Origin of the sequence: Nonomuraea sp. NPDC026600, assembly GCF_040638335.1 — a bacterium.
In the GTDB taxonomy this organism is placed as follows: Bacteria; Actinomycetota; Actinomycetes; order Streptosporangiales; family Streptosporangiaceae; genus Nonomuraea.
The window spans coordinates 37,892-61,602 of the sequence record NZ_JBEZYD010000021.1 but is presented as its reverse complement, the minus strand read 5'-3'; the positions used below and the strand labels follow the sequence as shown (position 1 = coordinate 61,602).

The 23,711-nt window shown below is 68.0% G+C and carries 22 protein-coding genes and 1 pseudogene; 14 read left to right on the top strand and 9 right to left on the bottom strand.

From position 1 onward, the window contains the following. Positions 1 to 15: 15 nt before the first annotated feature. Entirely contained in the window at positions 16 to 618 is a 603-nt protein-coding gene (locus tag AB0F17_RS37900; protein WP_358032981.1) for a TetR family transcriptional regulator, read from the bottom strand. A 9-nt stretch (positions 619 to 627) separates the two neighbouring features. Continuing rightward, the gene (locus tag AB0F17_RS37895) at positions 628 to 957 is read right to left on the bottom strand and encodes an NUDIX domain-containing protein (RefSeq protein ID WP_358032979.1); all 330 of its coding nucleotides are present in this window, start codon (positions 955 to 957) and stop codon (positions 628 to 630) included. A gap of 188 nt (positions 958 to 1,145) precedes the next feature. Between AB0F17_RS37895 and AB0F17_RS37890 the strand changes: the two genes are divergently transcribed. The 6 genes from AB0F17_RS37890 to AB0F17_RS37865 all read left to right on the top strand — a co-directional run bounded on the left by AB0F17_RS37890 (position 1,146) and on the right by AB0F17_RS37865 (position 5,791). After that, the gene (locus AB0F17_RS37890) at positions 1,146 to 1,574 is read left to right on the top strand and encodes a hypothetical protein (protein ID WP_358032976.1); all 429 of its coding nucleotides are present in this window, start codon (positions 1,146 to 1,148) and stop codon (positions 1,572 to 1,574) included. Positions 1,575 to 1,799: 225 nt separating this feature from the next. After that, the gene (locus tag AB0F17_RS37885; protein WP_358032974.1) at positions 1,800 to 2,333 is read left to right on the top strand and encodes an NUDIX domain-containing protein; all 534 of its coding nucleotides are present in this window, start codon (positions 1,800 to 1,802) and stop codon (positions 2,331 to 2,333) included. Between the two features lie 475 nt (positions 2,334 to 2,808). Beyond that, the gene (locus tag AB0F17_RS37880) at positions 2,809 to 3,393 is read left to right on the top strand and encodes an RNA polymerase sigma factor (protein ID WP_358032972.1); all 585 of its coding nucleotides are present in this window, start codon (positions 2,809 to 2,811) and stop codon (positions 3,391 to 3,393) included. Continuing rightward, positions 3,393 to 4,427 carry a CU044_5270 family protein gene (locus tag AB0F17_RS37875; RefSeq protein ID WP_358032970.1) on the top strand — a complete coding sequence of 345 codons (1,035 nt, stop codon included), beginning with the start codon at positions 3,393 to 3,395 and terminating at the stop codon, positions 4,425 to 4,427. Before AB0F17_RS37880 ends, AB0F17_RS37875 begins: the two co-directional genes overlap by 1 nt. Positions 4,428 to 4,523: 96 nt before the next feature. After that, complete coding sequence (locus tag AB0F17_RS37870; RefSeq protein WP_358032967.1) at positions 4,524 to 5,396, top strand: hypothetical protein; 873 nt, start codon at positions 4,524 to 4,526, stop codon at positions 5,394 to 5,396. A 119-nt stretch (positions 5,397 to 5,515) separates the two neighbouring features. Further along, positions 5,516 to 5,791, top strand: a complete 276-nt coding sequence (locus AB0F17_RS37865) for an oxidoreductase C-terminal domain-containing protein (protein ID WP_358032964.1) — start codon at positions 5,516 to 5,518, stop codon at positions 5,789 to 5,791. Between the two features lie 128 nt (positions 5,792 to 5,919). Here the strand turns inward: AB0F17_RS37865 and AB0F17_RS37860 are convergent, their stop codons facing one another. Further along, the gene (locus tag AB0F17_RS37860; protein WP_358032961.1) at positions 5,920 to 6,177 is read right to left on the bottom strand and encodes a hypothetical protein; all 258 of its coding nucleotides are present in this window, start codon (positions 6,175 to 6,177) and stop codon (positions 5,920 to 5,922) included. Between the two features lie 566 nt (positions 6,178 to 6,743). Between AB0F17_RS37860 and AB0F17_RS37855 the strand changes: the two genes are divergently transcribed. The 3 genes from AB0F17_RS37855 (at position 6,744) to AB0F17_RS37845 (ending at position 11,497) form a co-directional block, all read left to right on the top strand. After that, complete coding sequence (locus tag AB0F17_RS37855; RefSeq protein WP_358032959.1) at positions 6,744 to 9,887, top strand: S8 family serine peptidase; 3,144 nt, start codon at positions 6,744 to 6,746, stop codon at positions 9,885 to 9,887. A gap of 247 nt (positions 9,888 to 10,134) precedes the next feature. Beyond that, positions 10,135 to 11,313, top strand: a complete 1,179-nt coding sequence (locus AB0F17_RS37850; RefSeq protein ID WP_358032957.1) for an alpha/beta fold hydrolase — start codon at positions 10,135 to 10,137, stop codon at positions 11,311 to 11,313. Then, positions 11,255 to 11,497, top strand: a complete 243-nt coding sequence (locus AB0F17_RS37845) for a hypothetical protein (protein ID WP_358032954.1) — start codon at positions 11,255 to 11,257, stop codon at positions 11,495 to 11,497. Before AB0F17_RS37850 ends, AB0F17_RS37845 begins: the two co-directional genes overlap by 59 nt. Positions 11,498 to 11,624: 127 nt before the next feature. On the opposite strand, the gene AB0F17_RS37840 is transcribed toward AB0F17_RS37845, so the two are convergent. The 3 genes from AB0F17_RS37840 to AB0F17_RS37830 all read right to left on the bottom strand — a co-directional run bounded on the left by AB0F17_RS37840 (position 11,625) and on the right by AB0F17_RS37830 (position 14,471). Continuing rightward, complete coding sequence (locus tag AB0F17_RS37840) at positions 11,625 to 12,173, bottom strand: MerR family transcriptional regulator (protein ID WP_358032952.1); 549 nt, start codon at positions 12,171 to 12,173, stop codon at positions 11,625 to 11,627. 10 nt (positions 12,174 to 12,183) lie between these two features. Then, positions 12,184 to 13,044, bottom strand: a complete 861-nt coding sequence (locus tag AB0F17_RS37835) for an SDR family NAD(P)-dependent oxidoreductase (protein WP_358032950.1) — start codon at positions 13,042 to 13,044, stop codon at positions 12,184 to 12,186. A 791-nt stretch (positions 13,045 to 13,835) separates the two neighbouring features. Further along, entirely contained in the window at positions 13,836 to 14,471 is a 636-nt protein-coding gene (locus tag AB0F17_RS37830) for a TetR/AcrR family transcriptional regulator (protein WP_358032948.1), read from the bottom strand. Between the two features lie 105 nt (positions 14,472 to 14,576). Here AB0F17_RS37830 and AB0F17_RS37825 point away from each other — a divergent pair, with 105 nt between their 5' ends. The 3 genes from AB0F17_RS37825 (at position 14,577) to AB0F17_RS37815 (ending at position 16,612) form a co-directional block, all read left to right on the top strand. After that, entirely contained in the window at positions 14,577 to 15,188 is a 612-nt protein-coding gene (locus AB0F17_RS37825; RefSeq protein WP_358032946.1) for an NADPH-dependent FMN reductase, read from the top strand. 2 nt (positions 15,189 to 15,190) lie between these two features. Then, a complete protein-coding gene (locus tag AB0F17_RS37820) occupies positions 15,191 to 16,213 on the top strand; it encodes an aldo/keto reductase (protein WP_358033381.1) in 1,023 nt (340 codons plus the stop codon). Between the two features lie 132 nt (positions 16,214 to 16,345). Beyond that, positions 16,346 to 16,612, top strand: a complete 267-nt coding sequence (locus AB0F17_RS37815; protein ID WP_358032944.1) for a hypothetical protein — start codon at positions 16,346 to 16,348, stop codon at positions 16,610 to 16,612. A gap of 709 nt (positions 16,613 to 17,321) precedes the next feature. Here the strand turns inward: AB0F17_RS37815 and AB0F17_RS37810 are convergent. After that, complete coding sequence (locus AB0F17_RS37810; RefSeq protein WP_358032942.1) at positions 17,322 to 20,555, bottom strand: S8 family serine peptidase; 3,234 nt, start codon at positions 20,553 to 20,555, stop codon at positions 17,322 to 17,324. Positions 20,556 to 20,923: 368 nt separating this feature from the next. On the opposite strand from AB0F17_RS37810, the pseudogene AB0F17_RS37805 reads away from it, so the two are divergent. After that, positions 20,924 to 21,091, top strand: a pseudogene (locus AB0F17_RS37805) (IS256 family transposase); the annotation flags it as partial. A 143-nt stretch (positions 21,092 to 21,234) separates the two neighbouring features. Here AB0F17_RS37805 and AB0F17_RS37800 read toward each other — a convergent pair. Continuing rightward, entirely contained in the window at positions 21,235 to 22,197 is a 963-nt protein-coding gene (locus AB0F17_RS37800) for a CU044_5270 family protein (RefSeq protein ID WP_358032939.1), read from the bottom strand. After that, positions 22,194 to 22,766, bottom strand: coding sequence for an RNA polymerase sigma factor (locus AB0F17_RS37795; protein WP_358032937.1), 573 nt, complete (start codon positions 22,764 to 22,766; stop codon positions 22,194 to 22,196). The genes AB0F17_RS37800 and AB0F17_RS37795 overlap by 4 nt, the downstream gene beginning before the upstream one ends. Positions 22,767 to 22,958: 192 nt before the next feature. On the opposite strand from AB0F17_RS37795, the gene AB0F17_RS37790 reads away from it, so the two are divergent. Continuing rightward, positions 22,959 to 23,630 (top strand): hypothetical protein, encoded by a 672-nt coding sequence (locus AB0F17_RS37790; RefSeq protein ID WP_358032935.1) that lies wholly within the window; start codon positions 22,959 to 22,961, stop codon positions 23,628 to 23,630. The last annotated feature ends 81 nt before the right edge of the window (positions 23,631 to 23,711 follow it).

Genomic DNA, 23,711 nt, shown 5'->3' with positions numbered 1-23,711 from the left:
AGAGGTCTGGAAGGGTCAAGGCGTGGGCAGACCGGCGGCGACCTGACCGAGGGCGTCGCGCAGCAGTTCCTCGAAAGGTGCCGGCGCATCGCCGTGGAGCCACAGATGGATGGCCGCGAGTATGGCGGCGCCGACCGCCCCCGCGACCAGGTGAGGATACAGATCTCGATCGACATTGGTGCCGGTGCGCTCGGCGACCGCCGCGGCCAGCGCTTCCTGCGCGGCCGTGTGGGCCTTGAGGAACTCGCCCCGGTGCTCCGGATGCTGGCTCATCAGCTTGACACCAGCGATCCAGCGATCGTCGGCCGGACGCTCGGCCTCTTGCATGCCAAGCGCGAACCGGGCGAACACCGCGTTAGTGATGGCCTCCCACAGGGGTTCGCCGTCCGGCCTGGACCTCAGCTCGTCGGCGATCTGCACCGCTCGGTCGAAGTGCCTGGCCGCGATCGCCTCGCCCTTGCTGGAGAAATAGTTGTTGAACGTGCGGTGCGAGACACCCGCCTCGGCGGCGATCTCCTCCACCTTGACGTTGTCGAAGCCACGCTCGACGGTCAGCTTGATCGCCGCCCAGCTCAGCGCGATCCGGGTTTCTTCCCTCTTGCGCTCTCTCAGCCCCATGCGAACACTCTACATAAATGTGCGAGACACGCAAATATGCGAGCCACGTAAAGATGCGCGGCTCGCATGTATGCGGCGGCCTTGCTCGATATCTCTTCCTCGCGCCACCAATCGAGCGGCTCGGCCGCGCAGTCGCCCGCCCGGCACCTCGATGACTTCCTCACCGATCTGGTCACTGACATGTGGACGGGCTCCCTCCACGTCGCGGGTCCATAGACACGGGCCCCAGTCGACGTCGATCAGGCCGGTTTCTTCGAACAGCTCCCGACGTGCGGTTTGGAGGAAGGTCTCGCCGGGTTCAACACCGCCTCCCGGCAGGATCCAGAACAGCTCCGGCACGGAAGAACAGGGACGATGGCGCCATCGTCACGGACTTGCATCACGGCAAGACTTAGATCTTGCCAGCCAGGTGGGTTGCTCAGGCGTCGCTGCCAGGAATCCTGACGACTGGGCCGCTCCGATCTTCAACGCGGCAGTGACTACCAGTGCCATGCCGTTTGCAGTGTGGAGTTGTTGGGCTGCATGGCGTGAATGCGGCAGGCGGGTACGACTGCTTCTCCTGTCGGGAGGCGATGGTGACGTCACTGTGGGAACGCGTGGCCCAGGCCGAGACGGCTGCGCTACGGCAGGCCGAGGACTTGCGGGCGCAACTGGCCGCGGTCGAGGAACGACTGCAGCGCCTGGCCATCACGCGCGAGACCCTGACGGAGTTCGCCGGCGCTCACTCCGGCGACACCGGCATGACCGAAGGTGACGGCGCGGTCGCCGAAGAAGAACCGTCCGACGTGGCTCACCTCACCCCCGAAGCAGAACCGCCACAGTTGCCACCGCTGTGGGGGTTCCGGCAGCAGGTGGTGGCATTGCTGTTTTCTTCCGATGCGGTGGTGAGCTGGGCGTTTGAAGACCTCGCCGGTGGCCGGACGCATCTGCCTTCCTGTTGGCCGACCTGCCGGTAGAGATCCTGAGACGGATGCGCTCGGATCGGGCACTGCGCGCCCGATTGGCGCCCATCGACTCCCAGGCAAGGGAAAAGGGGCCCCGGATCAACTCCGAAACCCCTTGTCACCTGCAACATCCTGGTGGGCTGCTCACGAGTGGGGTTGGCCTGGGGGGTAAGAGGAGGTTGAGAAGATCGCTTCCCAACGCCTATGGACTGCGCGGACCGCCTTATGATCTCGCTCATGAGCGAACCGATCTTCCGGTCAACCGCTCGTGTGCTGCTGGTAGATGCCGTCGATCGGCTCCTCGTCTACCGCGGGCTGCTGCTTCAGGTTGAGGAGCCTTTCTATGCCTGGTTCACGCCGGGGGGCGCCGTTGATCCTGGTGAAACCCTGCATCAGGCCGCCGCACGCGAGCTTGGAGAGGAACTGGGGTATGTCATCGCCCCTTCGGTTCTTGGGCCGGTCGTCGCGACCAGTTCGGGAACATGGTCACTAGGCGGTGAGACGTTCAGCTCGGTGGATTCCTACTTCTTCCTTCGCGTCAGCGGCCTGGAGGTGGATACCTCCGGTATGGACGATGAGGAACGGCGGGTGACTGACCGTTTCGAGTGGTGGACAGTTTCGCAGCTGAGGTCGGCGGCCGAGCTTGTTGTTCCGGCGGGCTTGGCCGCGCTGATGGAGCTCCTGCTACCGGGGGATCTTCCAGCTCAGCCGATCGCGCTGTCATGGCATTTGCCAGGTGCGGGCGCGGCGGCAACGTCTGAACGACCGTGACTTCCCGTCCCTCACCGTTTCGGATAGGGATCTTGCAGTCTTGGGGGTCAGCGATCGACCGCTCGCCGCTTGCGGGCCGGAGCAGGCCACCACCCGGGCCTTCCCGGCCACTGCTCCGCGGCTCCCAAACCAGGACGAACCCAATTCGGAAACTCCTGAAACGACAAGATCCCGCCTGATCTCGATGATTGGTATCTTCTCGCAGGTCAGAGCGAGATGATCTTTCTGTCACGCCAGGCACGTTGCCCCGCCCTTACGGCATATTGCAACGCACGTGCGCCGACGCGGATGAGGGTTGCCCGATCGGCCAGGCACCACGCCGATCTTGGGCGATTTCGGTGTGGGCGGCCTTCAGCGCGTCCTCGGCGATGAGGGCGCGTTCCCGCCAGGTCGCTTCGAAGGCGGACGGAAATTGGCGTGAAGAAAACGTGCCGAGCGGCGAACACTGGACGACAGTTGCCTTCGGAAGGACGCCATGACTGCACCACCTGACGCCGACGAGGTGATGGAAGACGTCACCGTGGTCGAGCAGTCGCTGGACGATCCCGAGCTTTTCTCCCTCCTGTACGACCGGTACTTCAAGGAGGTCTACCGTTATCTGGCCGCCCGGCTCGGCAGCGAGCAGGCCGAGGACCTGGTCGCGGACGCCTTCCTGCTCGCGTTCAACGGCAGGCGCGGCTTCGACCCGCAGCGAGGCACCGTGCGGTCGTGGTTATTCGGCATCGCCACGAATGTCGTGGCCCGGCACCGCCGCAGGGAGGGCCGCCGCCTGAACGCGCTCAGCAAGATCGCGGCTGAGGACTTTGCCGACGGGCACGAGGACCGGGTGACCTCGCAGCTCGCGGCGCGGGCCAGCCGGCCGGAGCTCGTACGGGGGCTGAAGGGCCTGGCGAAGGGCGATCGCGACGTGGTGTTCCTGCTGGTGTTCGGCGGGCTGGGCTACGAGGAGATCGCCACCGCCCTGGACATACCGGCGGGGACCGTCGGGTCCCGGATCAACAGGGCACGGAAGAAGCTGCGCAAGATTCTGGGCGACGTCAACCCGATCGGGGAATGGTGATGGACGAGCTGAAGCTGATCGAGGCCGTGTTCGCGGAGCCCGAGCCCACGCCGGAGGCGGCGGCGAAGGGGCGTGAGCGCCTCCTCCGCACCGCACAGGCGTCACGGTCGCACCGTCCGCGCCGCAGGTGGCCGGCCGCGCCGCCGATCCGGCGTGTCGCCCTGGTCGGCGCCATGGCGGTGATGCTCACCGGCGGAATCATCGTCACCCAGGTGAGCCTGGGTGGCTCCGACCCGCGTACCCCCGGCTACCTGATCGCTGCCCCTCCGGCCGACGCTCAGGCGCTGCTCACCCTGGCCGCGCGGGCCGCCGCCGGCCGGCCCGACACGGTGCCGGCCCGCGGCCAGTACGTCCACACCAAGATGCTGGCCCAGCACAGCCTGTACACCAAGGACGAGTCGGGCCGGACGCTCTACACCAAGGTGCTGGTCAGCGAGGAGCGCTGGGAGGCCGCCGACGTGGGCAAGCCCTGGCTGAGCCGCCGCCAGAACCTGTCGGCCACGGGACCGGCGCCCCGGAAGTACTGGGACCACGGCGTCGAGGACATCGTGTCCGAGGCGGGAGCCTGTCCCGGCCAGCCGGCGTACGCGCGGCTGGGCGCCTGGCCGACGGACCCCGCCCAGGTACGCGCGAAGATCGTGGCCGACACGGGCGAGGAGCCACTGCGCATCTGGCGCTCCCTCCAGAACCTGGTCCGCGAGTCCGTGGTACGGCCCAGCCTGAGCGCCGCGCTGTACCAGGTCGCCGCTGGGCTGGACGGCATCGTGCTCATCCACGACGCCGTGGACACCGCCGGCCGCCCCGGCCTGGCCGTCGCCATGGACGACGGCAACGGCACCCGGTCCGAGCTGATCTTCGATCGGAAGACCTACCGCTACCTGGGCGAGCGCACGGTGAACACCAGGGATCGCTCCGGCGGCGAGTACACCGAGAAGAAGGGCGCGGTGAACGGAACCGCCGTGCTCGCCGTCGATCTCGCCCCCAGCTTGCCCGAGGTGTCGCCGAAGGCGTCCCGCATGAAGATCCCCTGCTGAGACTTTTCCCCACCTGATCCGGCCGTTCCGGCCGTGAGTTCTGTTTCGCATGCCCTCAATCGATTCGGCATGCCCTCAAGAAAAAGGAGAACATCCATGTTCATCGCCAAGGCGGTCGCGGCCACCCTGCTCGCCGGCTCGTTCGGCGGCCTCACCTCGCCGCCGTCGGGGGACGCCGCCGCGTACGAGAAGCGGACGCAGCTGGAGACCAAGCGCGTCGCCTGCATGACGGAGCAGGGCCTGGACTACGTGGCCTCGGCAGAGCCTCAGTACACGTGGCAGCCCGGGGAGCAGAAGCGGTTCGCGGGTGACCTGGAGGCGCTGCGGGCGTTCCGGACCAAGTACGGCTTCGGTGTCTGGTCTCCGAACGTTTATCCGAAGGACAAGGTCGTCAACCCCGTCCAGCACGACAACCCGAACAACAAGATGCTGATGTCGCTCTCGGCCGGCCAGCTGAAGAAGTGGCGCGCCGCCGATGACTCCTGCTTCTCTCAAGCGGTCAAGGAGGTGCTGGGCAAGACCGTTACCTCCCAGGAGGACTACTACGACCAGCTCGAAGCGGCGGAGCGGAAGTCGTTGAGCGTCCTCGACCAGGACAAGCAGCTCGTCCAGCTGGGCAAGCAGTTCGCCGCGTGCCTGGGCGTCAGCCGGACCGAGCCGACCGCGCTGGACGGTCTGAGCCACACGAAGATCGTGCGGCAGGCTTCGGACGTCGCCAAGAAGGCGTGGAAGGGCGAGCTGCCCAAGGGCAAGACCGTCATCTTCCGGCCGAACCTGAAGCCCGCCGAGGCCAGGCCGTACCTGGACAAGGAGATCAAGGCGGCGCTGAAGGACCTGGAGTGCGGTAAGGACTTCTATCCCGCCTACTCCCCCAAGGCCATGGAGATCACGTCGCGGGTCTACCAGGAGTTCGGCCGGGAGGGCGCGGCCCAGGCGATCCCATCCCGGATCTACCGCAAGCTCGTCTGACGCAGCGCTCCCGGGGTGCCGCTCGTGACGCGCGAGCGGCACCCCTCGCGACGAGTGACGAGTGACAAGGATCGAGTTCGGAAAGGCATGAGCATGATCAGAGTTCTGCTCTCGCTACCGTGCCACTTCCGTCGTTCTGGAGCGACCAGTTCGGCATGCGTATCCAGTCGTTCGGCGCGGTCGGCATGGGCGTGGAAAGCCACATCCTCGAAGGGGATGATCCGCACGGCGACTGTGTCGTCGGCTACCTTCGCGACGGTGTGCTCATGGGGATCGCCATGATCGGCCATGCCGATCGGGCCCAGCACTACCGGAACACGGTCTCGCGCACCAACGCAGGCGTTGCTGAACCCGAGCCGGCCATCCTGACGATGAGACCTGAGGGGTCTCCGTAGTCATCGAGCACAAAGCAGCGAACCCGGCTCCGACCTGCAGGAACGTGGCGTCGCGTACCGAGACAGAAGAGGTATCCGCCTTGTCTGTGAGCGCTGATCCACAGGTCAGCGAGGTGAGAGTTCTGCGCTCAGGGCGGCGTAATAGGCGCGGGCCTGTTCGACGGCGTCGGGGGGCGCTGAGTCTTCTCGTGCTCTGCGAGGGCGCGGATGCGCAGGACGTAGGCCCGGCCGTGTTCTTCCAGGAAGGTGCGCAGCTTGGTGCAGGCGCCGTAGACCTCATCCCCGGCCACGAAGTCCAGGGCGCACATCGTCGGGTGCGAGGGGGCGGCGATGGGCGGGTCTCCAGAAACTGGCCAAACGAGGGCGACACCAACGAGAAGTCGCATGACAGGCCGACGAGTATGGAAATAAGAGGCTTGCCCAGGCTTGCGCTTTGCAATGAATCGAGCGCTAGTGATGGTGAGAAAATATTGGAAGATCAAGACTTTCCTGTATGGCGTTGCGTTTTAATCATTGTTTTGACCGTTCTATCGGTTGCCATATTGCTGCTGATCGCCGGCTTTGTGTTTCTGCTGTACTTCAATGGGCCAAGATGACGGGCGGCAGAGTTGCTTCCCAGGCCATCAGCGTCTCTGCCTCATCGGAGGACTTCCGTGGGCGAGAGCGGTGGTGATGATCGCGGACTCTCCTGATCCAGCCATTGCCCCCGCCACCAACCGGTGATGATCGCCTTCCCGCGACATGATGATCTTGCGCCTCGGTGCCGGGCTCGACGAACCATCCGCCCGGGGATCGGGTCAAGTGCTATGAGCCCCTTCCCGGCCCGCATATCCCGACCCGGAGATGGCGCGTGAACCTATCGAGCCTGCGGCGTCGAGAACTGATGTCAACTCTCCGCACATCGACAACGAGAGAGCAGATGAAATTAACCCACGCAACATTCGCCATGACTATGGCGGTATCTGTCATCGCAGGCGGCGCCACGAGCGCCGCGCAGGCGGCCGAGCCGGTAGCTCCCGTGTCCGGGGTGTCGGGCTCGGTGACGCTGCTGACCGGTGACCGGGTGACCGTCACAGCGAACGGTTACCGGATCGAGCCTGGGCCGGGCAGAAAACAGCGCTTCGACGTTCAGCGCCGTCAGGGCCACCTTCACGTCATTCCGGAGGACGCCAAACGGCTGCTGGCTCAGGGCCTGCTGGATGAGCGCTTGTTCGACGTCACGCAGTTGCTCACCTGGCGGTACGGTGACGCCTACAAGGCTGAGATACCGCTGATCGTCCAGTCCGTCGAGGGGAAGGCGGCACAGGCGCTCAGCGGAACGCGCAAGGCGAAGGAGTTCGCCGGGCTGGGACTGGCCGGCACGAGCGTCTCCAAGGCGACGGCGGGCCAGACCTGGCAGAGTCTGGTCGGCGGCGCCCGATCACTGGCCGCGGGCAAGTCGAAGATCTGGCTGGACGGGAAGCGGCCCTTCGTCCTTGACCAGAGTGTCAAGCAGATCGGGGCCCCGCAGGCGTGGCAACAGGGGCTGACCGGAGCCGGTGTCACGGTCGCCGTGCTGGACTCCGGTTACGACGCCACCCACCCCGATCTCAAAGACGTGGTCACGCAGTCGCGGAACTTCTCCGACGAGCCCGACATCACCGACCACGTCGGCCACGGCACCCATGTCTCCTCCATCGTGGCGGGCGCCGGGCCGAAGTATCGGGGTGTCGCACCGGGCGCGAAGATCGCGCTTGGCAAAGTCGGCGGGGACGCCGCCAGCGAATCGGCCATGCTGGCGGGCATGGAGTGGGCCGCCACCGAGGTCAAAGCGAAGATCGTCAACATGAGCATCGGCGGCCCCGACAACCCCGGCATCGACCCGGTGGAGCAGGCCGTCAACACCTTGTCCGAGCGTACCGGGGTGTTGTTCGTCATCGCGGCGGGCAACGACGCAGCGCCCGGCTCGATCAACAGCCCGGGCAGCGCCGACGCGGCGCTGACGGTCGGCGCGGTCGACAAGTCCGACCGGATGGCCGACTCCTCCAGCCGCGGCCCCAGAGCGGGCGATCACGCGGTCAAGCCCGACGTGACCGCTCCCGGCGTCGACATCACGGCGGCGGCCGCGCAGGGCACGGCAGACGGTCCCTACGTCGCCCACAGCGGCACCTCCATGGCGGCGCCGCATGTCGCGGGCGCGGCGGCGATCCTCGCCCAGCGGCACCCGGACTGGAGCGGTGCGCAGCTCAAGGCCGCGCTCATCGGCAGCGCCGCTCCGCAGGCCGGCGCCACGCACTTCGACCAGGGAGCCGGACGCGTCGACGTGGTCCGCGCGATCGGCCAGCAGGTCTACGCCAGTCCCGCGAACATCGGCACGGTCTTCCGCTGGGACGGATCCGGTGAGCGACAGGCGACCAAGGAGATCACCTACACCAACGCCGGCGACTCTCCGGTCACGCTGGACCTCACCGTGGACGGCACCGTGCTGCGCACCTCGGCGCAGCGGGTCGACGTGCCCGCCAAGGGCACCGCATCCGTCACCGTGACGATCGACGTGACGGGCAAGGCACCGGGTGACTACCCGGGCACGATCACGGCCAGATCGGGTGACCTCCTCGTCCGTACCATCGCCACCGCGTACGCCGAGCCGGAATCCTATGACGTGACGATCAGCGCCCTCGGAGCCGACGGCCGGCCCGCTGTCGCGGTCGGGGAGTTCTACAACAGCGAGGGCGAGAGACACGCGATGGTCCTTGACGGCGCGCCGGACACCTACCGGCTCCGTGCGGGTGACTGGAGCCTGTATGTGAACATCTTCGAAGGCACGCGCATCACGACCACGCACCTGCCGGTGAAGGTCGGCAAACAGAGTACGGAGGTGGTGCTGGACACGCGCAAGGCCAAACCGATCAGGTTCACCCTGGACGATCCCACCGCCGTCACCAGTGGGTGGTTCGAAATGTGGGTGATCAACGGTTCGTGGGCCCTCGGCTGGTCCGGAGGCACCCCGGACCCCAGCGCCAGGTACTTCGTGCTCGCCTCCAAGCAACCTGGACTGAAGTACGTCACCAGGATGCATTTCCACAAGAAGGATGCCTCTCCTACCCCGTTCCGCTACGACCTGGTGGATGAACGGCGCGACGGCATGCCCGAAGACCCGACGTACACGGCCAGGGTGAAAGACCTGGACAAGGTGACCACGACCTTCCGCGGCGCTGGAACGGCCGCGAAGGGCGACTACTTCGTGGCAGCCGTCCCCGACGCCAGCATGCCGAACGGATTCCTGACTTCGACGAACGACGTACCGCTGCCGGGCACGCTGACGGAATATCGGACGCGAGGCTACAAGTGGTCCAGCGCTCTTCAGGTCGGCGAGTCCGTGGTCATGGGGGCCGCCAAGCCCACCGGCAGCGGCGATGACCGGCAGACGTGGGGCGTGGCGGTGAGCGGACCGTCCTTCGCCACCCTGGGAGCCTGGCGGGAGAAGGACACAGTGTCCTTTGACGGCGCCCGACTGCTCTCCGAGGGCGTGCCCGGCCGGGTCGGCATGGACCGCGCGGCCACCGGCACCGTCAGCCTCGCCAAGGGCGATCAGGTCGTCTCCACGATCGACTACAACAGGTGCGGGATGTGGGACTCGGATACGTGCCGGTTGACCGCCAGCCTCCCCGCGGAGCCCGCCACGTACACGCTCAGTGCGACGGCCAGCCGGCAGGTACCGTACTCCACGCTGTCCACGAAGGTGGAATCAACGTGGACGTTCCGCTCGGCGAGCACCGCGAAGCGGGAAGCACTCGCCCTGACGGCGATCCGTTACGCACCCGAGGGGCTGGACGAGTACAACCGCGCCAAGCCCGGATCATCCACCCGGCTACCGATCTGGATCGAACGCAATCCCGGCGCTCCAGCGGCGGCCGTGAAGTCCATCCAGCTGCAGATGTCCGTCGATGACGGAGCGACCTGGCAGAACATCCGGGTCAGAGCCAAGGGCCCGGGCTGGACGGCGCAGCTGACCAACCCGCGTACGGCGGGCTTCGTGTCCCTGCGCGCCACGTCGACCGATACCGCGAGCAACAGCGTCAGCCAGACCATCCACCGCGCCTACGCGGTCGGATAACCCTCTCCACAGGGCGGCTTCTCCACAGGCGCGAGCCTCATTCGCCGTGGTGAAGCCGCCCTGCTTCGCCAGCATCCAACTCCAAGACCGCGACGCCGGTTCGGTGCGCCGGGTGCCTCGGCGGTCGCGTGCGCGCGTGACGTTGAAATACGGGGAGACCGCCCATGAACACCATCAGAAAGACCGCCATCAACGATTGGAGCAATGTGCCAAAAAGAACTTCCTACTCGCCATCGCCCTTGTGGCGATGGCGACGCTGTTATCCGCTCCGATGGCCGGGGCTGCCAACGCGGCGATAACCGGAGAGGACGTCACGGATGCCGCCGACAAGCGCGGGATCATCTGGGGGCCATGTGAGGAGGAGCCCACCGTCGAGTGCGGCACACTGGCCGTGCCGATCGACTGGTCCAAGCCGTACGGAGCCACCGTGAAACTGGCGCTGGCGCGGCGTTGGGCCACCGATCCGTCCGCGCGGATCGGCTCCTTACTGACCACCAACCCGGGTGGGCCCGGCAACTCCGGGGTGAATGACATCCTGCGGCCGTCCGGGTTCAGCGAGGACGTTCAGCGGCGGTTCGACATCGTCGGCTACGATCCCCGGGGCGTGGCTCGCAGCGGCTCGACGACCTGTACGGCGTCGGTGTACAACGAGATGCCGTACCCGGTGATGACCAGCCAGGCCGACTACGACAAGTGGGTGGCCTTCGCTGCGAAGCTGCACGCCGACTGCCGTAAACAGACCGGCCCGCTGTACGACCACCTCGACTCGGCCAACGTGGCGCGGGACATGGACGCCATCCGGGCCGCGCTGGGCGAGGACAAGCTGACCTCCTACGGCGTGTCGTACGGCACGCTGGCCCAGCAGATGTACGCCGAGATGTACCCGAATCGGATCCGGGCCATGGTGCTGGACAGCAACATGGACCACAGCCTGAACGTCAAGGGCTTCCAGGTGACCGAGGCGGCCACCGTCCAGGACAGCTTCGACGAATTCGTCGCCTGGTGCGAGCGGGACACCGACTGCGTCCTGCACGGCCGCGACGTCAAGGCCCTGTGGAGGGGGCTGCTGGAGAAGGCGGACCGCGGAGAGCTGTACTGGCCGGGCTTCACCGACCGCCCGGTGAGTGCGCACAACCTGCTGTGGCTGGGCGTGGTGCTCAACGAGGCGCCGGTCTGGCGGCAGGAGGCCAAGGTGCTGCTCACCCTGGACGGCGGGCCGGTACCGGACGACATGGGCAACCCGCCCGGCAACGGGCCCGTGGACGGTGATCTTCCTCTGCCGTTCCGGCGCTCGGCGCCACCCACTGATCATCAAGCGGCTGCCCGACGGCTCCTACCTGTCGACGTTCGGCCTGGGGAAACTGCCGGTGCGGATCATCGAGGCGTGGATCACGGTCACCTACGCCGACGGCACTACGCGTCGTGAGCAGTGGCGCCTTGCCACCAGTCTGACCGACCATATCCGCTATCCCGCCCGCGAACTGGTCGCGCTCTACCACGACGGGTGGCAGGCGGAGACGGCCTACTTCTCGATCAAGGCCACCCTGCTGCATGGCCCGGTCCTGTGCTCACGCTGCCTGCAGGACAGGGGAGTTCACGAGTGCAGTTGAGCTTGGAGAATGAGCGGCCTTGAAGATCGTTTCCCAGCGGGGAAGTGATCGTTTCCCGCAGGGGCTGTGGCCGGAGATTGGAGGGAGGCCGGACTACCGCTAGCAGCCCGGCGAGCGTCGGCGTCCGTCACTCTGCCGGGAGTGCCTGTCGCAGCGGCTCGTCCGGCAGCGCCGTGCGGTCGGTACCGGTGGTGGTGCCGAGGGCCTGAACGTCCGGCCCGGTCGAGCCCCCGTACGTGGCGATCTTGTATTCGACCGCCGTGAGGGAAAGGGTCAGCTCACGGATCCGGCGGCGGATGGTGTCGCGATGTTCGACCAGCACATCGAGCCGCTCCGGCACCGTGTGCCCTCCGGCATCGACGAGCGAGATGTAGTGCTGCGGGTCACGCATCGGCATACCGGACAGCCGCATCCGGGTGAGGAACACCAGGCGCCGAACCGCTTCGGCGTCGTAGACGCGATGACCATTACCGTCGCGGGCCACCTCGACCAGCCCGGCCCGCTCGTGATAGCGCAGCGTGTGGGGCGAGATGTCGAGGAGGTCGGCAACCTCGGCGATCGTCATCGTCTCGGGCAGATCGGCCAGGTCGGCGAGGCGGTGGATCGCCTCGACCGACAGCGGACCGTCGTCCCCAAGCGCTTCGAGCGCCCTGGTCATCAGATCGTCGGTGGCCATGACCACGAGCCTAGATGGGCCGTACCGATGCAGAGACACCCTCGAAGTCGGCGCTGCGGGCGGTCTCGGCCCACTGCTCGACCTCGTCCAGGCCGCGCCGGTAGGCACGCGAGATACGCTCGACCGCCTCGCGCCCGAGCGGCAGCCGCAGCGGCACCTCGTCGCCGTGCGCGAGGGACACGATGATCTCGGCCGCCCGCGCCGGGTCACCTTCCTGGCTGCCGTCGGTCCCGGCCATGTCCGCACGGACGTTGGCGAGCAAGTCACGGTAGGTCGCGGACGGCTCGACGAACTCGAGCACGTCGCCCCCGTTGAAGCCAGTCCTGAACCGGCTGGGCTCGACGAGCATCACCCGGATCCCGAACGGCGCGACCTCCCCGGCCAGGGCCTCGGACCAGCCTTCGAGGGCGAACTTCGACGCGGAGTACGCCGACACGCCGGGGAACGACGTCCGCCCACCCTGGCTGCTCATCTGCACGATCGTCCCGGTGCCCCGCTCACGCATCGTGGGCAGCGCCGCCCGGACGAGCGCGGCGGGGCCGAACAGGTGCAGATCCATCAACTCGCGCAACTGCGCGTCGCTGACCTCCTCGACCGCTCCGACCACGGCCCGGCCCGCGTTGTTGACCAGCACATCGAGCTGACCGAAGCGGTCGAGGGTGTCGCGCACGAGGTCCGCGGCCGCGGCGATGTCCCGGGCATCGAACTTCGCGATCAGGCAGTTATTCGGGTACTTGGCCTCCAGATCCACCACACTCTCGGGCCGGCGCACCGCCGCCACCACGTGGTCGCCCGCCGCGAGCGCCGACTCCGCCAGTGCGCGTCCGAACCCGCGGGACGCGCCAGTGATGATCCAGGTCTGTGTCGTCATGGCGGGGACGCTATGCCTTCGAGCGCGCTCGAACGCAAAACCGCTCGCTGACCGAAGCAGGCCACCACCCGCCCCATAACGCGCAATACAAATCACCTTGCCGCAGCACCCAGCCTGGAGCCGGCATCGCCATGCCCAGAAGCGCGAACGTGGACCTCGACCAGCGGCTTGACATCACCCGGGCCTTCCCGGTCACCTGCTCCGCGACTCCCAAACCAGGACGAACCCGATTCGGAAACTCCTAAAACGACAAGATCCCGCCTGATCGCGATGATCAGACGGGATCCCGTCAACTTCGATCCAGCCGTTTCAAGAACGGCCCCTGGTGGGATGTTCACGAGTAGGTCTGACCTGGGTGGAGAAGCGGCTAGCAAGATCGCTCCCCGGATACGCATTGATCGTTTCCCAGGATCGGCTGTCGTGACGGTCACTCTTGCAGCACGTTCGGTTCGAGTCGATCGAGGACCCGATCCCCCATGGCCGCGATCGTGTCATCGCCGATCTCGCCGATCTCGCCGAGGAGGCGCTGGGGCGCAGGCCCAGGATGAGGCAGGGCAGTTCCCGGGCGTCGGCGTCTCTCGCGGTCCAGAGTTCGTCACGGGCGGACGTCGAGGACAACGCACAGAGTGTCCTCGGCCAGCGAACACAGCCCGGTGTCAGGCCGTTGACCTGGCCGGATCCGATTGAGCGGCACCACAAACCCGGACGGTTGCACCGCGGACCGTCAGCACCCCGACCTGGGCGGGCTCGATTCGATGGCACCGGCTGGCTTCACTGGCGGCCTACCCGCCTCAGCGGAGGTGACCGTGCAGGAAAGTGTGGATGCCCGCGGCGACTGTCTCGGTGAGCTCTTCGGCGGACAGAGAGGCGTGATGCGTCGGCAATTCGGCTGAGATCAGCAGCAGCAAGTGAAGTGCCGCACGGTCGGGGTCGTCGATGCGCAGCAGTCCCCGGTCGGCCAGCCGTCGCAGGTGACCGGCCAGCTCGCGGCGGACACGCCGCGGCCCGGTCTCCTGCCAGGCGTCGATCGCTTCCTGAGGGATGTGGCCCGCTTCGGCGTTGATCTGTCCGACCATGGAGAAGTGGGCGGCGCTGTCGGGCATCGGCGTCGCCCAGTCCCGCCCGAACTCGATGAGGTCGGCCTCCAGGTCGGTGACCTTGCGCAGGTGGCGGTCAATGATGGCGATCTGGACGTCAGCCGCCCGAGTGGCGCTCTCCTGAATCACGGCCAGGAACAACTCGGCCTTGTCGGTGAAGTGGTTGTAGATGGTCCGGGTGGACACACCGGCCCCGGCCGAGATCGCGTCGATGCTGGCGCGGGTGTAGCCGTCGCGGGCGAACACCGTCAGGGCGCCATCCAGGATCGCCTGCCGCTTGCTGACCAGCCCCCCGCGAGGGCGAGGCGTCGTGGTGTTTTCCCTGGTCATCCCAGATCCTCCAACATATTTACAGTCATCGTTTTACTTTTTGCCATGCACGTTGTACTTTACCTCGTGCCGCAGCCCCGCGACACACCACGAGGAGAAACACACATGATCAGGATCGCCATCGTCATCGGCAGCACCCGCCCCCGCCGCCGGAGCGCGGTCGCGGCCCGCTGGGTCGCCGAGGTCGCCGCCCGCCACCTCGCCGTCACCGCCGGAGAGGCGACCTTCGAGATCGTCGACCTGGCCGAATACGGACTGTCGGTACTGGATGAGCCCATGCCCGCACTGTTCGGCGACTACCAACACGCACACACCCACCAGTGGGCCCAAACCATCGCCTCCTTCGACGGGTTCGTCTTCGTCACTCCCGAGTACAACCACTCGGCCCCGGCCGCGCTGAAGAACGCCATCGACTTCCTGTACGCCGAGTGGACCAACAAGGCAGCCGGCTTCGTCAGCCACGGCGTGCACGGCGGCGTGCGTGCCGTAGAGCACCTGCGGCAGGTCATGACCGAGCTCCAGGTAGCCAATGTGCGCACCCAGGTCGCTCTGTCGGCCTTCACCGATTTCGAGATCACCGATCCGGCCGAGCCCGGCGCGATCGCCCCCGGCCCGCACCAGGAGCCGACCCTGAACGAGCTGCTCGATGAGGTCATCGCCTGGTCGGGCGCCTTGAAGAAGCTCCGCGAGGCAGTTGGTCCGGCAGTGGCGGCGTGAGCATGCGATACCGGCTGCTGGGCCGTACCGGACTACGGATCTCCGAGGTCTTCCTCGGCGCGATGACGTTCGGCGAGGAGCAGATCGGCGCCTCGCCGCAGGAGGCCCGCCGCATCTTCGACCTGTACGGAGAGGCTGGCGGAAACCTCATCGACACCGCGAACTTCTACTCCGATGGGCGGAGCGAGACCATCCTGGGCGAGCTGCTGGCGGGCCGTCGCGACAGGTTCGTCGTGGCCAGCAAGTACACCGTCTCCCGCGACGGCGGCGACCCCAACGCCGCCGGCAACCACCGCAAGAACCTCACCCTGTCCCTGGAGGCCAGCCTGCGGCGGCTGGGCACCGACTACCTCGACCTGTACTGGGTCCACCTGTGGGACCGGCACACCCCGATCGAGGAGACCATGCGGGCGCTGGACGACGCCGTGCGTGCCGGGAAGATCCTCTACGTCGGCATGTCCGACGCCCCGGCTTGGGTCGTCTCTCACGCCAACACGCTGGCCGAGTGGCGCGGCTGGACCCCGTTCGCGGCCATCCAAGCCCCATACAGCCTGCTCAACCGCGACATCGAACGCGAACTGCTGCCCATGGCCCAGACGTTCGGACTCACGGTCGCCGCCTGGGGACCGCTCGCCCACGGCGTCCTGTCCGGCAAGTTCAGCTCTGCGGCGGGGCCGCAACAGGGCACGCGGATCAGCCCGCGCTCACTTGGAGCCCGAGAGCACACCGTCGCCCAGGCAGTGCGGGGGGTTGCCGACGAAGTCGGGGCCTCCCCCGCGCAGGTGGCCATCGCCTGGACCCGTGCACGCTCGCGGGCCGTACACCCGATCCTGGGCGCCAGAACCGCCGAGCAGCTCAAGGACACGCTCGGCGCCCTGGACCTCACCCTGCCCGAACACGCGGTGCGACGCCTGGAGGCGGCCACCGACTTCACGCTCGGCTTCCCCGGAGATTTCCTCGCCCAGGCCGACCCGGCGGTATTCGGCGAGTCCGCTGTCAGGCTCGACGGAAGACGCCTCCCATGAGCGTGGTGGTCGCCCACCGATGTCAGAGCCGTCCCGCTGCAACCCTGGCCGCGGTGCTGCTGGGCTAAAGTTCCGCCAGGACGTGATCTACCTCAGCCCGCCTGGGTGGCGGCCTACAAACCCGCTCGTACCATGACGGAGGGGCTGAACGGCCGCCTCAAAAGCCACGACCTCGACCTGAGTGATCCCAAGAACCGGCTCGCCCACGGCCGCGTCGCCCAGACCATCCTGGCCGCGCTGCGCGTCACCGTCGCCAACGATCACTTCCTCGACCAGTGGCGTCAGACCCACAGGCCCGAAACCCTCACCATCGAGCCGCCCGACCACGCCAGAGACCTCACCGACCAGCGGCCCAGCGAGCCGCCCACCCCGAACGGGACATCCCCACCACGGACTTAAGCCACAAATCGCTACATCAAGACCCAGCGCCCCACCAGCCGAGAGCTTCGCCATGCCCACCGGCTCGTCCACCGCGCTCCAACAGCCGCGAGACAGCACCTGAGCCCTTCACCGCGCCCGATCCGTGGGCCCCACCCGGCAGAACCAGGCTCGGAACCCCTGAAACGACAAGATCCCGCCCGATCTCAACGATCAGACGGGATCCCGTCAACTTCAGTCCAGCCGTCTCAAGAACGGCCCTTGGTGGGGTGTTCACGAGTGTGTGCGACCTGGCCGAATTGAGGACCCCGAAAGATCGCTTCCCGTGCGAGGGGTGATCGTTTCCCGAACCGAGGGAGCTCGGTCAGCGTCAGTGGGCGGTCCAGCCGCCGTCAACGGGAGGATCGCGCCGGTGATGTAGGACGCGACGGGACCGGCCAGCAGCAGCGCGGCGGTGGTCAGTTCGGCGGGTTGGGCCCACCAGCGGCGTAGCCGGCCCGGCCTGCGGCACCCACGAGGCCGAGCGCGCTGGCCAGGGTGACGATGCGGCCGTATCGTCACCCTGTCTGGCGCCGGTCTCTGCACGAGCAGGTCAGCGAACCCTCGATGCCCGCCTTGATCGTCGAAGATTGCCTGGATCGCGTCGTTCCGTCCGTGTCGCCCCTTGCCCCGCATTCCGCTTGGCCAGCACCCTGGGCGCTGGCGGCTCCAACGGGTGGTGGTTACCGGGTCACGACGGCCGGATGCGGTAGGCCCGGATGATCGTCTGCTCTGCCATGTTGCCCGCCCCGTCCACCGCTCGGGCGCGCAGCGACACGAACCCGTCGCCGGCCGGGTGGCGCAGGACGGCCGCCGACCCGTGGACCTCGGCCTTGGTCCAGGTGGCGCCGTCGTCGTAGGAGATCTCCACCGAGAGCCGCTTGACGTGGCGGGCGGTGCTTCCCTCCAGCGGCTGAACGGTCACCGGCACGGTGAAGCGCCGTCCGGACGGGGCGGAGTTCTCGGCGTCCAGGTCGGGGCTGAAGCGCACGACCGACATGGGCAGCCGCGCGGGCGTGCCGCTCGTGACGTGCCCGGACCGGAACGTCCACACGCCGGACACGCGCGTGGACAGCGTCGCGGGCGCTCCGCGCTCGCTCTCGACGACGAGACGGTAGGCGGCCTCCCGCGCGGGCACGGTGAAGCTCGTCCTCGTCTCCGGCTGCTCGCCCACGAGGGTGCCGTCACGGTAGAGGGCGGTCCGCTGCGTGGCCCGGGTGGAGGAGCCGAGCGCTCCTCTGCCGTCGCCGTACATGAGCAGGTCGGTCGAGATGACGTCGCCGGTGCGGCTGACGCCGTTCAGTTGTTCCGCGCCAGCCCAGGGCAGCGCGGGCGAGAAGACGCCGTGGTTCCAAAGCTCCGTGTACGCCCGCCCGGACCGGTAGACCGTGAAGGGCGAGTCGAAGCGGTTGAGCCGGCCGTCGGAGCCGTACTCGAACAGGTGACGCTGCCAGCGAATGCCGTCGTCGGTGTTGACGTACTCGACCTGTTTGAACGGCGTGCCGAACGTGGTGGGCGAAAGGAAGGAGAAGACGGCGCCGTCGCGCGGCCAGGCGCCGCTGTACGCGTTGGCCTCCGCGTCAGGCAGGTGGCGGGCGTAGTCGGTCTGGATGGCTGCCAGGTCCCGCTGCGCCACGCGTCGCTCGAATCCGTTGACCATGCCCCCGGAGTGGAACCAGGTCAGGTGGTAGGCGTACGGGCTGCCGACCCGGGCGGCGGCCCACAGCCCGGCGATTTTGGTGCGCACGCCCGGATAGGAGCGGGCGGGGCCGAGCTGGGCGGTGAACGTGCTGTCGTAGGAGTTGCCGAGCCAGCCCCAGGCACGCGACGTCCCGTCGGCCACTTGGTACTGGTAGACGACCTCGGCCAGCAGCGGGACGGCGTCCGCGCGGGGAGGCGTCAGCGAGATCGGCCGGCCCAGCCGCGCGTCGGCGTCCACGGTCTGCGACCGGTTCAGGTCGAGGCCCGGGTGGACGAGGAGCGTCCTGCTCCGGTCGTCGCGGATGGTGGTCCTGATCAGCCATCTGCCCTTGGGCAGCCGCAGGGTGACCGGCCCCTGGGGTTCCTCCAGGTCGATCGGCGTCTGCTCGGCGTCCAGGCGGTACAGCGTCGTGAACGTCCCGGTGGCCGGCCAGCCGTTTCTGCCGGTGAACCTGACGGTGAGGTCGTAGCTCTCGATCTCCTTGTTGACCGCGACCGGCGTGCTGAGGACCAGGTCGCCGTCGCCGGTAGCGACGACGTGCCCGCTGAGGAGTCCGTCAGGCCCGCCGGCGCGGGTGTCGGAGGTGACGATGGCCTCGGCCTGCCCGCCCGCGGGAACGGTCAGGGTTGCGGGTGCGACGCTGAAGGACTTGTCGCCACGCACCTCCAGGCGCAGGGTCACCGGCTGCTGCTGGTGGTTGCGGTAGACGATCTTCTTGCCGGCCGGCTGGTCGTCGTCATGCGGCCACGCCTGCCGTCCGAAGCCGAGACCGGGCGGTTCGGCGGTGATGGCCTGGCTCGTGCCGCGGGCTGCGTCCACGAGCCCCGCGCCCTGCGCGAAGACCCCGATCCCCGGCAGCGGCCGGGCGGTGCCCATGAGGGCCGCCTTGAGCAGGTCGCCCTTCCAGCCGGGATGCGCCCCGGCCAGCAGCGCCGCGACGCCCGTGACGTGCGGGGTGGCCATGGAGGTGCCGGACATGGCGACGTAGGAGCCGTCGCCGGGGCTGTCCTTGCCGCGGGCTGCGGTGATGTCCACGCCGGGGGCGGTGATGTCCGGCTTGAGGCCGTCATCACCGGCGCGCGGCCCGCGGCTGGCGAACTCGGCCTGCTCGCCGGACTTGCTGACGGCGCCGACCGCGAGCGCGGCGTCGGCGGTGCCGGGCGAGATAAGCGTGCGATCGGCGCCGTAGTTGCCGGCCGCCGCCACGAACAGGGTGCCGTAGCGCTCGCTGAGCGTCTGTACGGCCTCCTCCAACGGGTCGAGTCCGGGGGTGTCCGGGCCCCCGAGGCTCATGTTGACCACTCTCGCGCCCTGCTCGGCCGCCCACTGCATGCCCGCCAGGATGGCGGAATCCGCGCACCACTCCGACTCGCACACCTTCCCGTCCAGCAGCGTCACCCCGGGCGCCACGCCACGGTACCTGCCGTCCGAGGCGGCGCCGCTGCCCGCGATGGTGGAGGCCACGTGCGTGCCGTGCCCGATCACGTCGCGTTCGTCCTGGGCCTCGGTGAAGTCGGCGCGCGCCGCGACCCGCCCGGCGAGGTCAGGATGGGTCGCGTCGATCCCGGTGTCGAGCACCGCCACCTTGACGCCGACGCCGGTGTGCCCGCGCTCCCACGCCTGCGGCGCGCCGACCTGCTTGACGCTCACGTCGAGCGAGATGCGCCGGCGCCCGTCGAGCCAGATCTTGCCCGTGCCGCCCGCGAGCGCCTGCCACGTCCGCGCGGCCTCGCCCCTGCGCTGCCGTACGGCGAACCCCCGCACCGCGCCCAGCGCCCTGAACCCGCTCATCGCGCGGACGGCCGGCGCGGGACCGGAAGCGCCGGTCACGAGCAAGGGGAGCTCCTTGCGGCTGTCGTCGTATCCGAGCTCCAGCAGCCCGGTCACGTCGAACAGCCGGGGGTCCAGCCGTCCGGCCTGGACCAACGGCGCGGCGTCACTGGGTAAGACACGGAGCTGCCCCCGCGCTTCGTCGGTGAGGAAGGTGACCTTCTCCCGTCCCTCGCCCGGCTCGACGACCGCGCTCGTGGGGCCGGTCACGGTCACCTTGTCGCCGGTGACCAGCGTGACCGTCGGCACGCTGGTCACCGGCTGGTCGACGGCCTCCGCGACGGCCTGTGGCTGGGCGGTCGGCTCTGCGACCGCTTGTGGCAGGGCGGCCGGCTGGACGGTCATGGCCGCAGCGAGCACGGCGACACCGGCCCACCTTGTCGTGCTTTGCACTCAGTTCTCCGATCATCAGGGAGATATCACTACGTAGTGGGCGATGATTAGGTTTAGTTCCACGGCGTGTCAGGAACGTCCGCAGGACGGCGGAGACCGGGGCCGGGGTCAGGCGCGTTGTGCACCGCCGTTCTCACGCATCCATTCCGGGGCGAGCGTGATCCGCTCAAGACCGAACCCCAGACAGGCGCTGTGTCCTGCTCGACGTCGGCGGCGACCCTCGCCCTGATCTCCCATTTGAGCGCCTTGGGTCTCTGCGGCGAGGTCAGAATCTTGCCAGGACGCCCGAAGAACGGATCGTTCGCCGCTACCACGGAAGTGGGGAGCCCCGGACCCCGCAGGAACCGGTCAGCGGTGTCGAGCGCCTCCGGGATGCGATCATCCGCCTGGTCGGCGCGGTGCTTGCCAAGCAGACCGACGAATGGACCGAAGCCCGCCGCTACATGGGCCTGGACATCCTCGCCAAGGCCCGCATCCGCCTCGTCGCCAGCGACACACCGGCCCAGAACCCACTCCCGCAGACACTTACCACTTGACCTGTAGGAAAAGGATCACGCGAAGATCGATTCATACCGGCGCTGACCGCACAAGCGCAGATTGCATCGTGTCTAGCGCGGCCAGTGCCGCCAACGCGCGCTCGCTAGAGAACAGCCGGGCGGGTCCCTCAGCCGTGGGTTTTTCAGCCGCGGGCGGGGCCGGTTCGCTCTGGTTCGGGGACCACGGGAGGCAGCGTGTCGGTCCACTCGGAAACTCGGACCGTGGTCGTCCCCTCCTTGTAGATCTTGCCGTCCTTGCCACTGCGGTAGCTGCGGCTGACGACGAGCGAGGTTTCGGGGTCGATGATGACCTTCAGGTCCACGCCGAGGTCGGAGATCTCCAGGCCGTCGCCGGCGCGGCCCAGGTCGTCCTTCATGGTGCCGATGCTCTTCACGATGGGAATCGTGGCCAGCGCCCGGAAGGCCGCGGCGCGAACCTCCGGTGGAGCCGGCAAGTCGCCCAGCAGGTTGACCAGAGAGTTGGCCACGAACCACTCGCGTGCGGCGGGATCCGCATCGCCATCGCCGTTGTCGACCTTGTCGGCGATCCACGCCTTCAGCGCCTCCGGATCGGTCGGCAGCTTCTCAATCTGGGAGAAGCTGACGTGGTTGTCGGCCAGGGAGAACGTCTTGGGGCCCTTAGCCGCGTAGACGGTGTCGCCCTCGTCGGAGGGCACCCATGCCTGCCCGTCACGCCTGACCCAGCTTTCGGAGGACTTCGTGGGAAGTGTCTTCTTTCCGGCGCGCACGCTGTGGTCGGCCTTGATATGCCAGTAGGTCCCTGAGTCGGCCCTGTTCTGCGCGGTGGAGGCGGCCGCGAGCAGGATATGAGTGCTGGACAGCTGCGCTGGCACCGCCGACGCACTGTGAGGCGTTCCGTTCGGCGATCCGGTGGTCACCGCCACAGGCGTTCCGCTGGTGGTGACCACCACGGCTACAGCTGCGGCCGCGGCCGCCGTGAGGCCCATACCTCCGGTCAGCCAAACGAAGCTCCTGCGCCTCGGTCGTGCCTGGGCGTTTTGGAGCCGGCGCCGCCCTTCGCGTACGACGGTGTCGGAGGGATCGGGCTTGTGCAGCATCTTGCTGATCATCTCCAGTTCGTTCATGGTTCGATGTCCTTCAGTTCGGTGCGGAGCTTCTTTCGGGCCCGGCTGAGCCGGGAGCCGACGGTGCCGTACGAGATCCGCAGGGTCTGTGCGATCTCCTCGTGGCTGAGCTGGCCGAGCGCCATCAGCAGCAGCACGTCCCGTTCGCCTCGGGTCAGCTTCATCAGCGCCTTGGCCAGCTGAGGCTGCAGTCGTTGGGCGCTGACCGCGCTGACCACCTGGGTCTCGTGGCTGTCGGCATCCGGTTCCGCCCCCGCGCGAGCCAGGGCTCGGTAGTGGCGGGCCTCCTTGCTGCGGTGCCGCGCCACGAGGTTGGTGGCGATCCCGAACAGCCAGGGCCGCAGGCCGCCACGCTTGGGGTCGAAACTCTCTCTTCTGCGGAGGGCGATAAGGAAGGTTTCGGCGGCCAGGTCGTCGGCGGCCTGTACGTCCAGCCGTCCGGCGATGTACCGGTAGATGTCTCGGAAGTGCCGGTCGTAGACGGCCGAGAAAACGGCGGGATCACGACCGGCCTGGGCGGCAAGCTGGGCATCTATGACGTCCTCGACCGCGCCTGGTCCAGGAGTCACGTGTGGGTCTCCGTCATGCGGGCACCTCTCGGGGTTCGGCGACACTCACCTGAACTTCTCCCAACCGCCCGATCGCTTTCCCGCATGGTGCCGTACGGTCCGACGCTCACCGTGGCTCAGGTCTCCGGGCCAGCGGACCGGATGGCGGGTCGGCGGTTCCGGGCGCTGGTCTTTTGACGACCTTCACGAGCCTTGAGGACGGCGAAGCCACGCGCCTGGCCGCCGCGCACCACCCGAGCCCGAGCCACCCGGCCCCGCTCTCCCAGCAAGCAGACGGCACAGATCCCCGACGCGGTCGTCGGTCACTACACCCGACTGCTGGACGACTCCGGGGTCCTGCCGCTGATCGACGCCGAACTCGGCCCGAGGCCCGGCCCACGCGGGCTGCCCATCGCCGCGGTGCTGACCTGCCTGCTGCTGTCCATCAACCACACCGGCAAGGCCACCCTCGTCGAAGCCTGGCGGATCGCCGCGTTCTGCCTGACCGCCACCGCACGCCACCGGCTCGGCCTTCCCGAAGTCGACCCCGAAGACGTCCACCAAGTCCTCGCCTCCTCCCGCCGCTTCTACCGGGCCTTCGACCGGCTGACCACCGTGCTGGATCCGGCCCGCCACGATCGGCGCGCCCGCCTGCCCCAGCACCAGGCCGACGCGCTGGCCGCCGCCTGGGACGATGACGACCCCGAACACTCGCGTAAGCGGGACCTGCTGCAAGACATCGTCACCGCACTGTTGCTCACCCCAGTGCACTGGGCCAAAGGCCGGGGCTACCTCCGCCGCTTCCGCGGCGATGTCGGCATCGACACCACCGCCACCCGGTCTTCGCCCGCCCACCCCGCGCCCGCCGCTCCACCGGCGAACTGATCGCCTCCACCGAGATCACCGCAGGCTGGCACCACTCGGCCGGAAACAACCCACCCGAATACGGCTACAGCGCCACCCTCA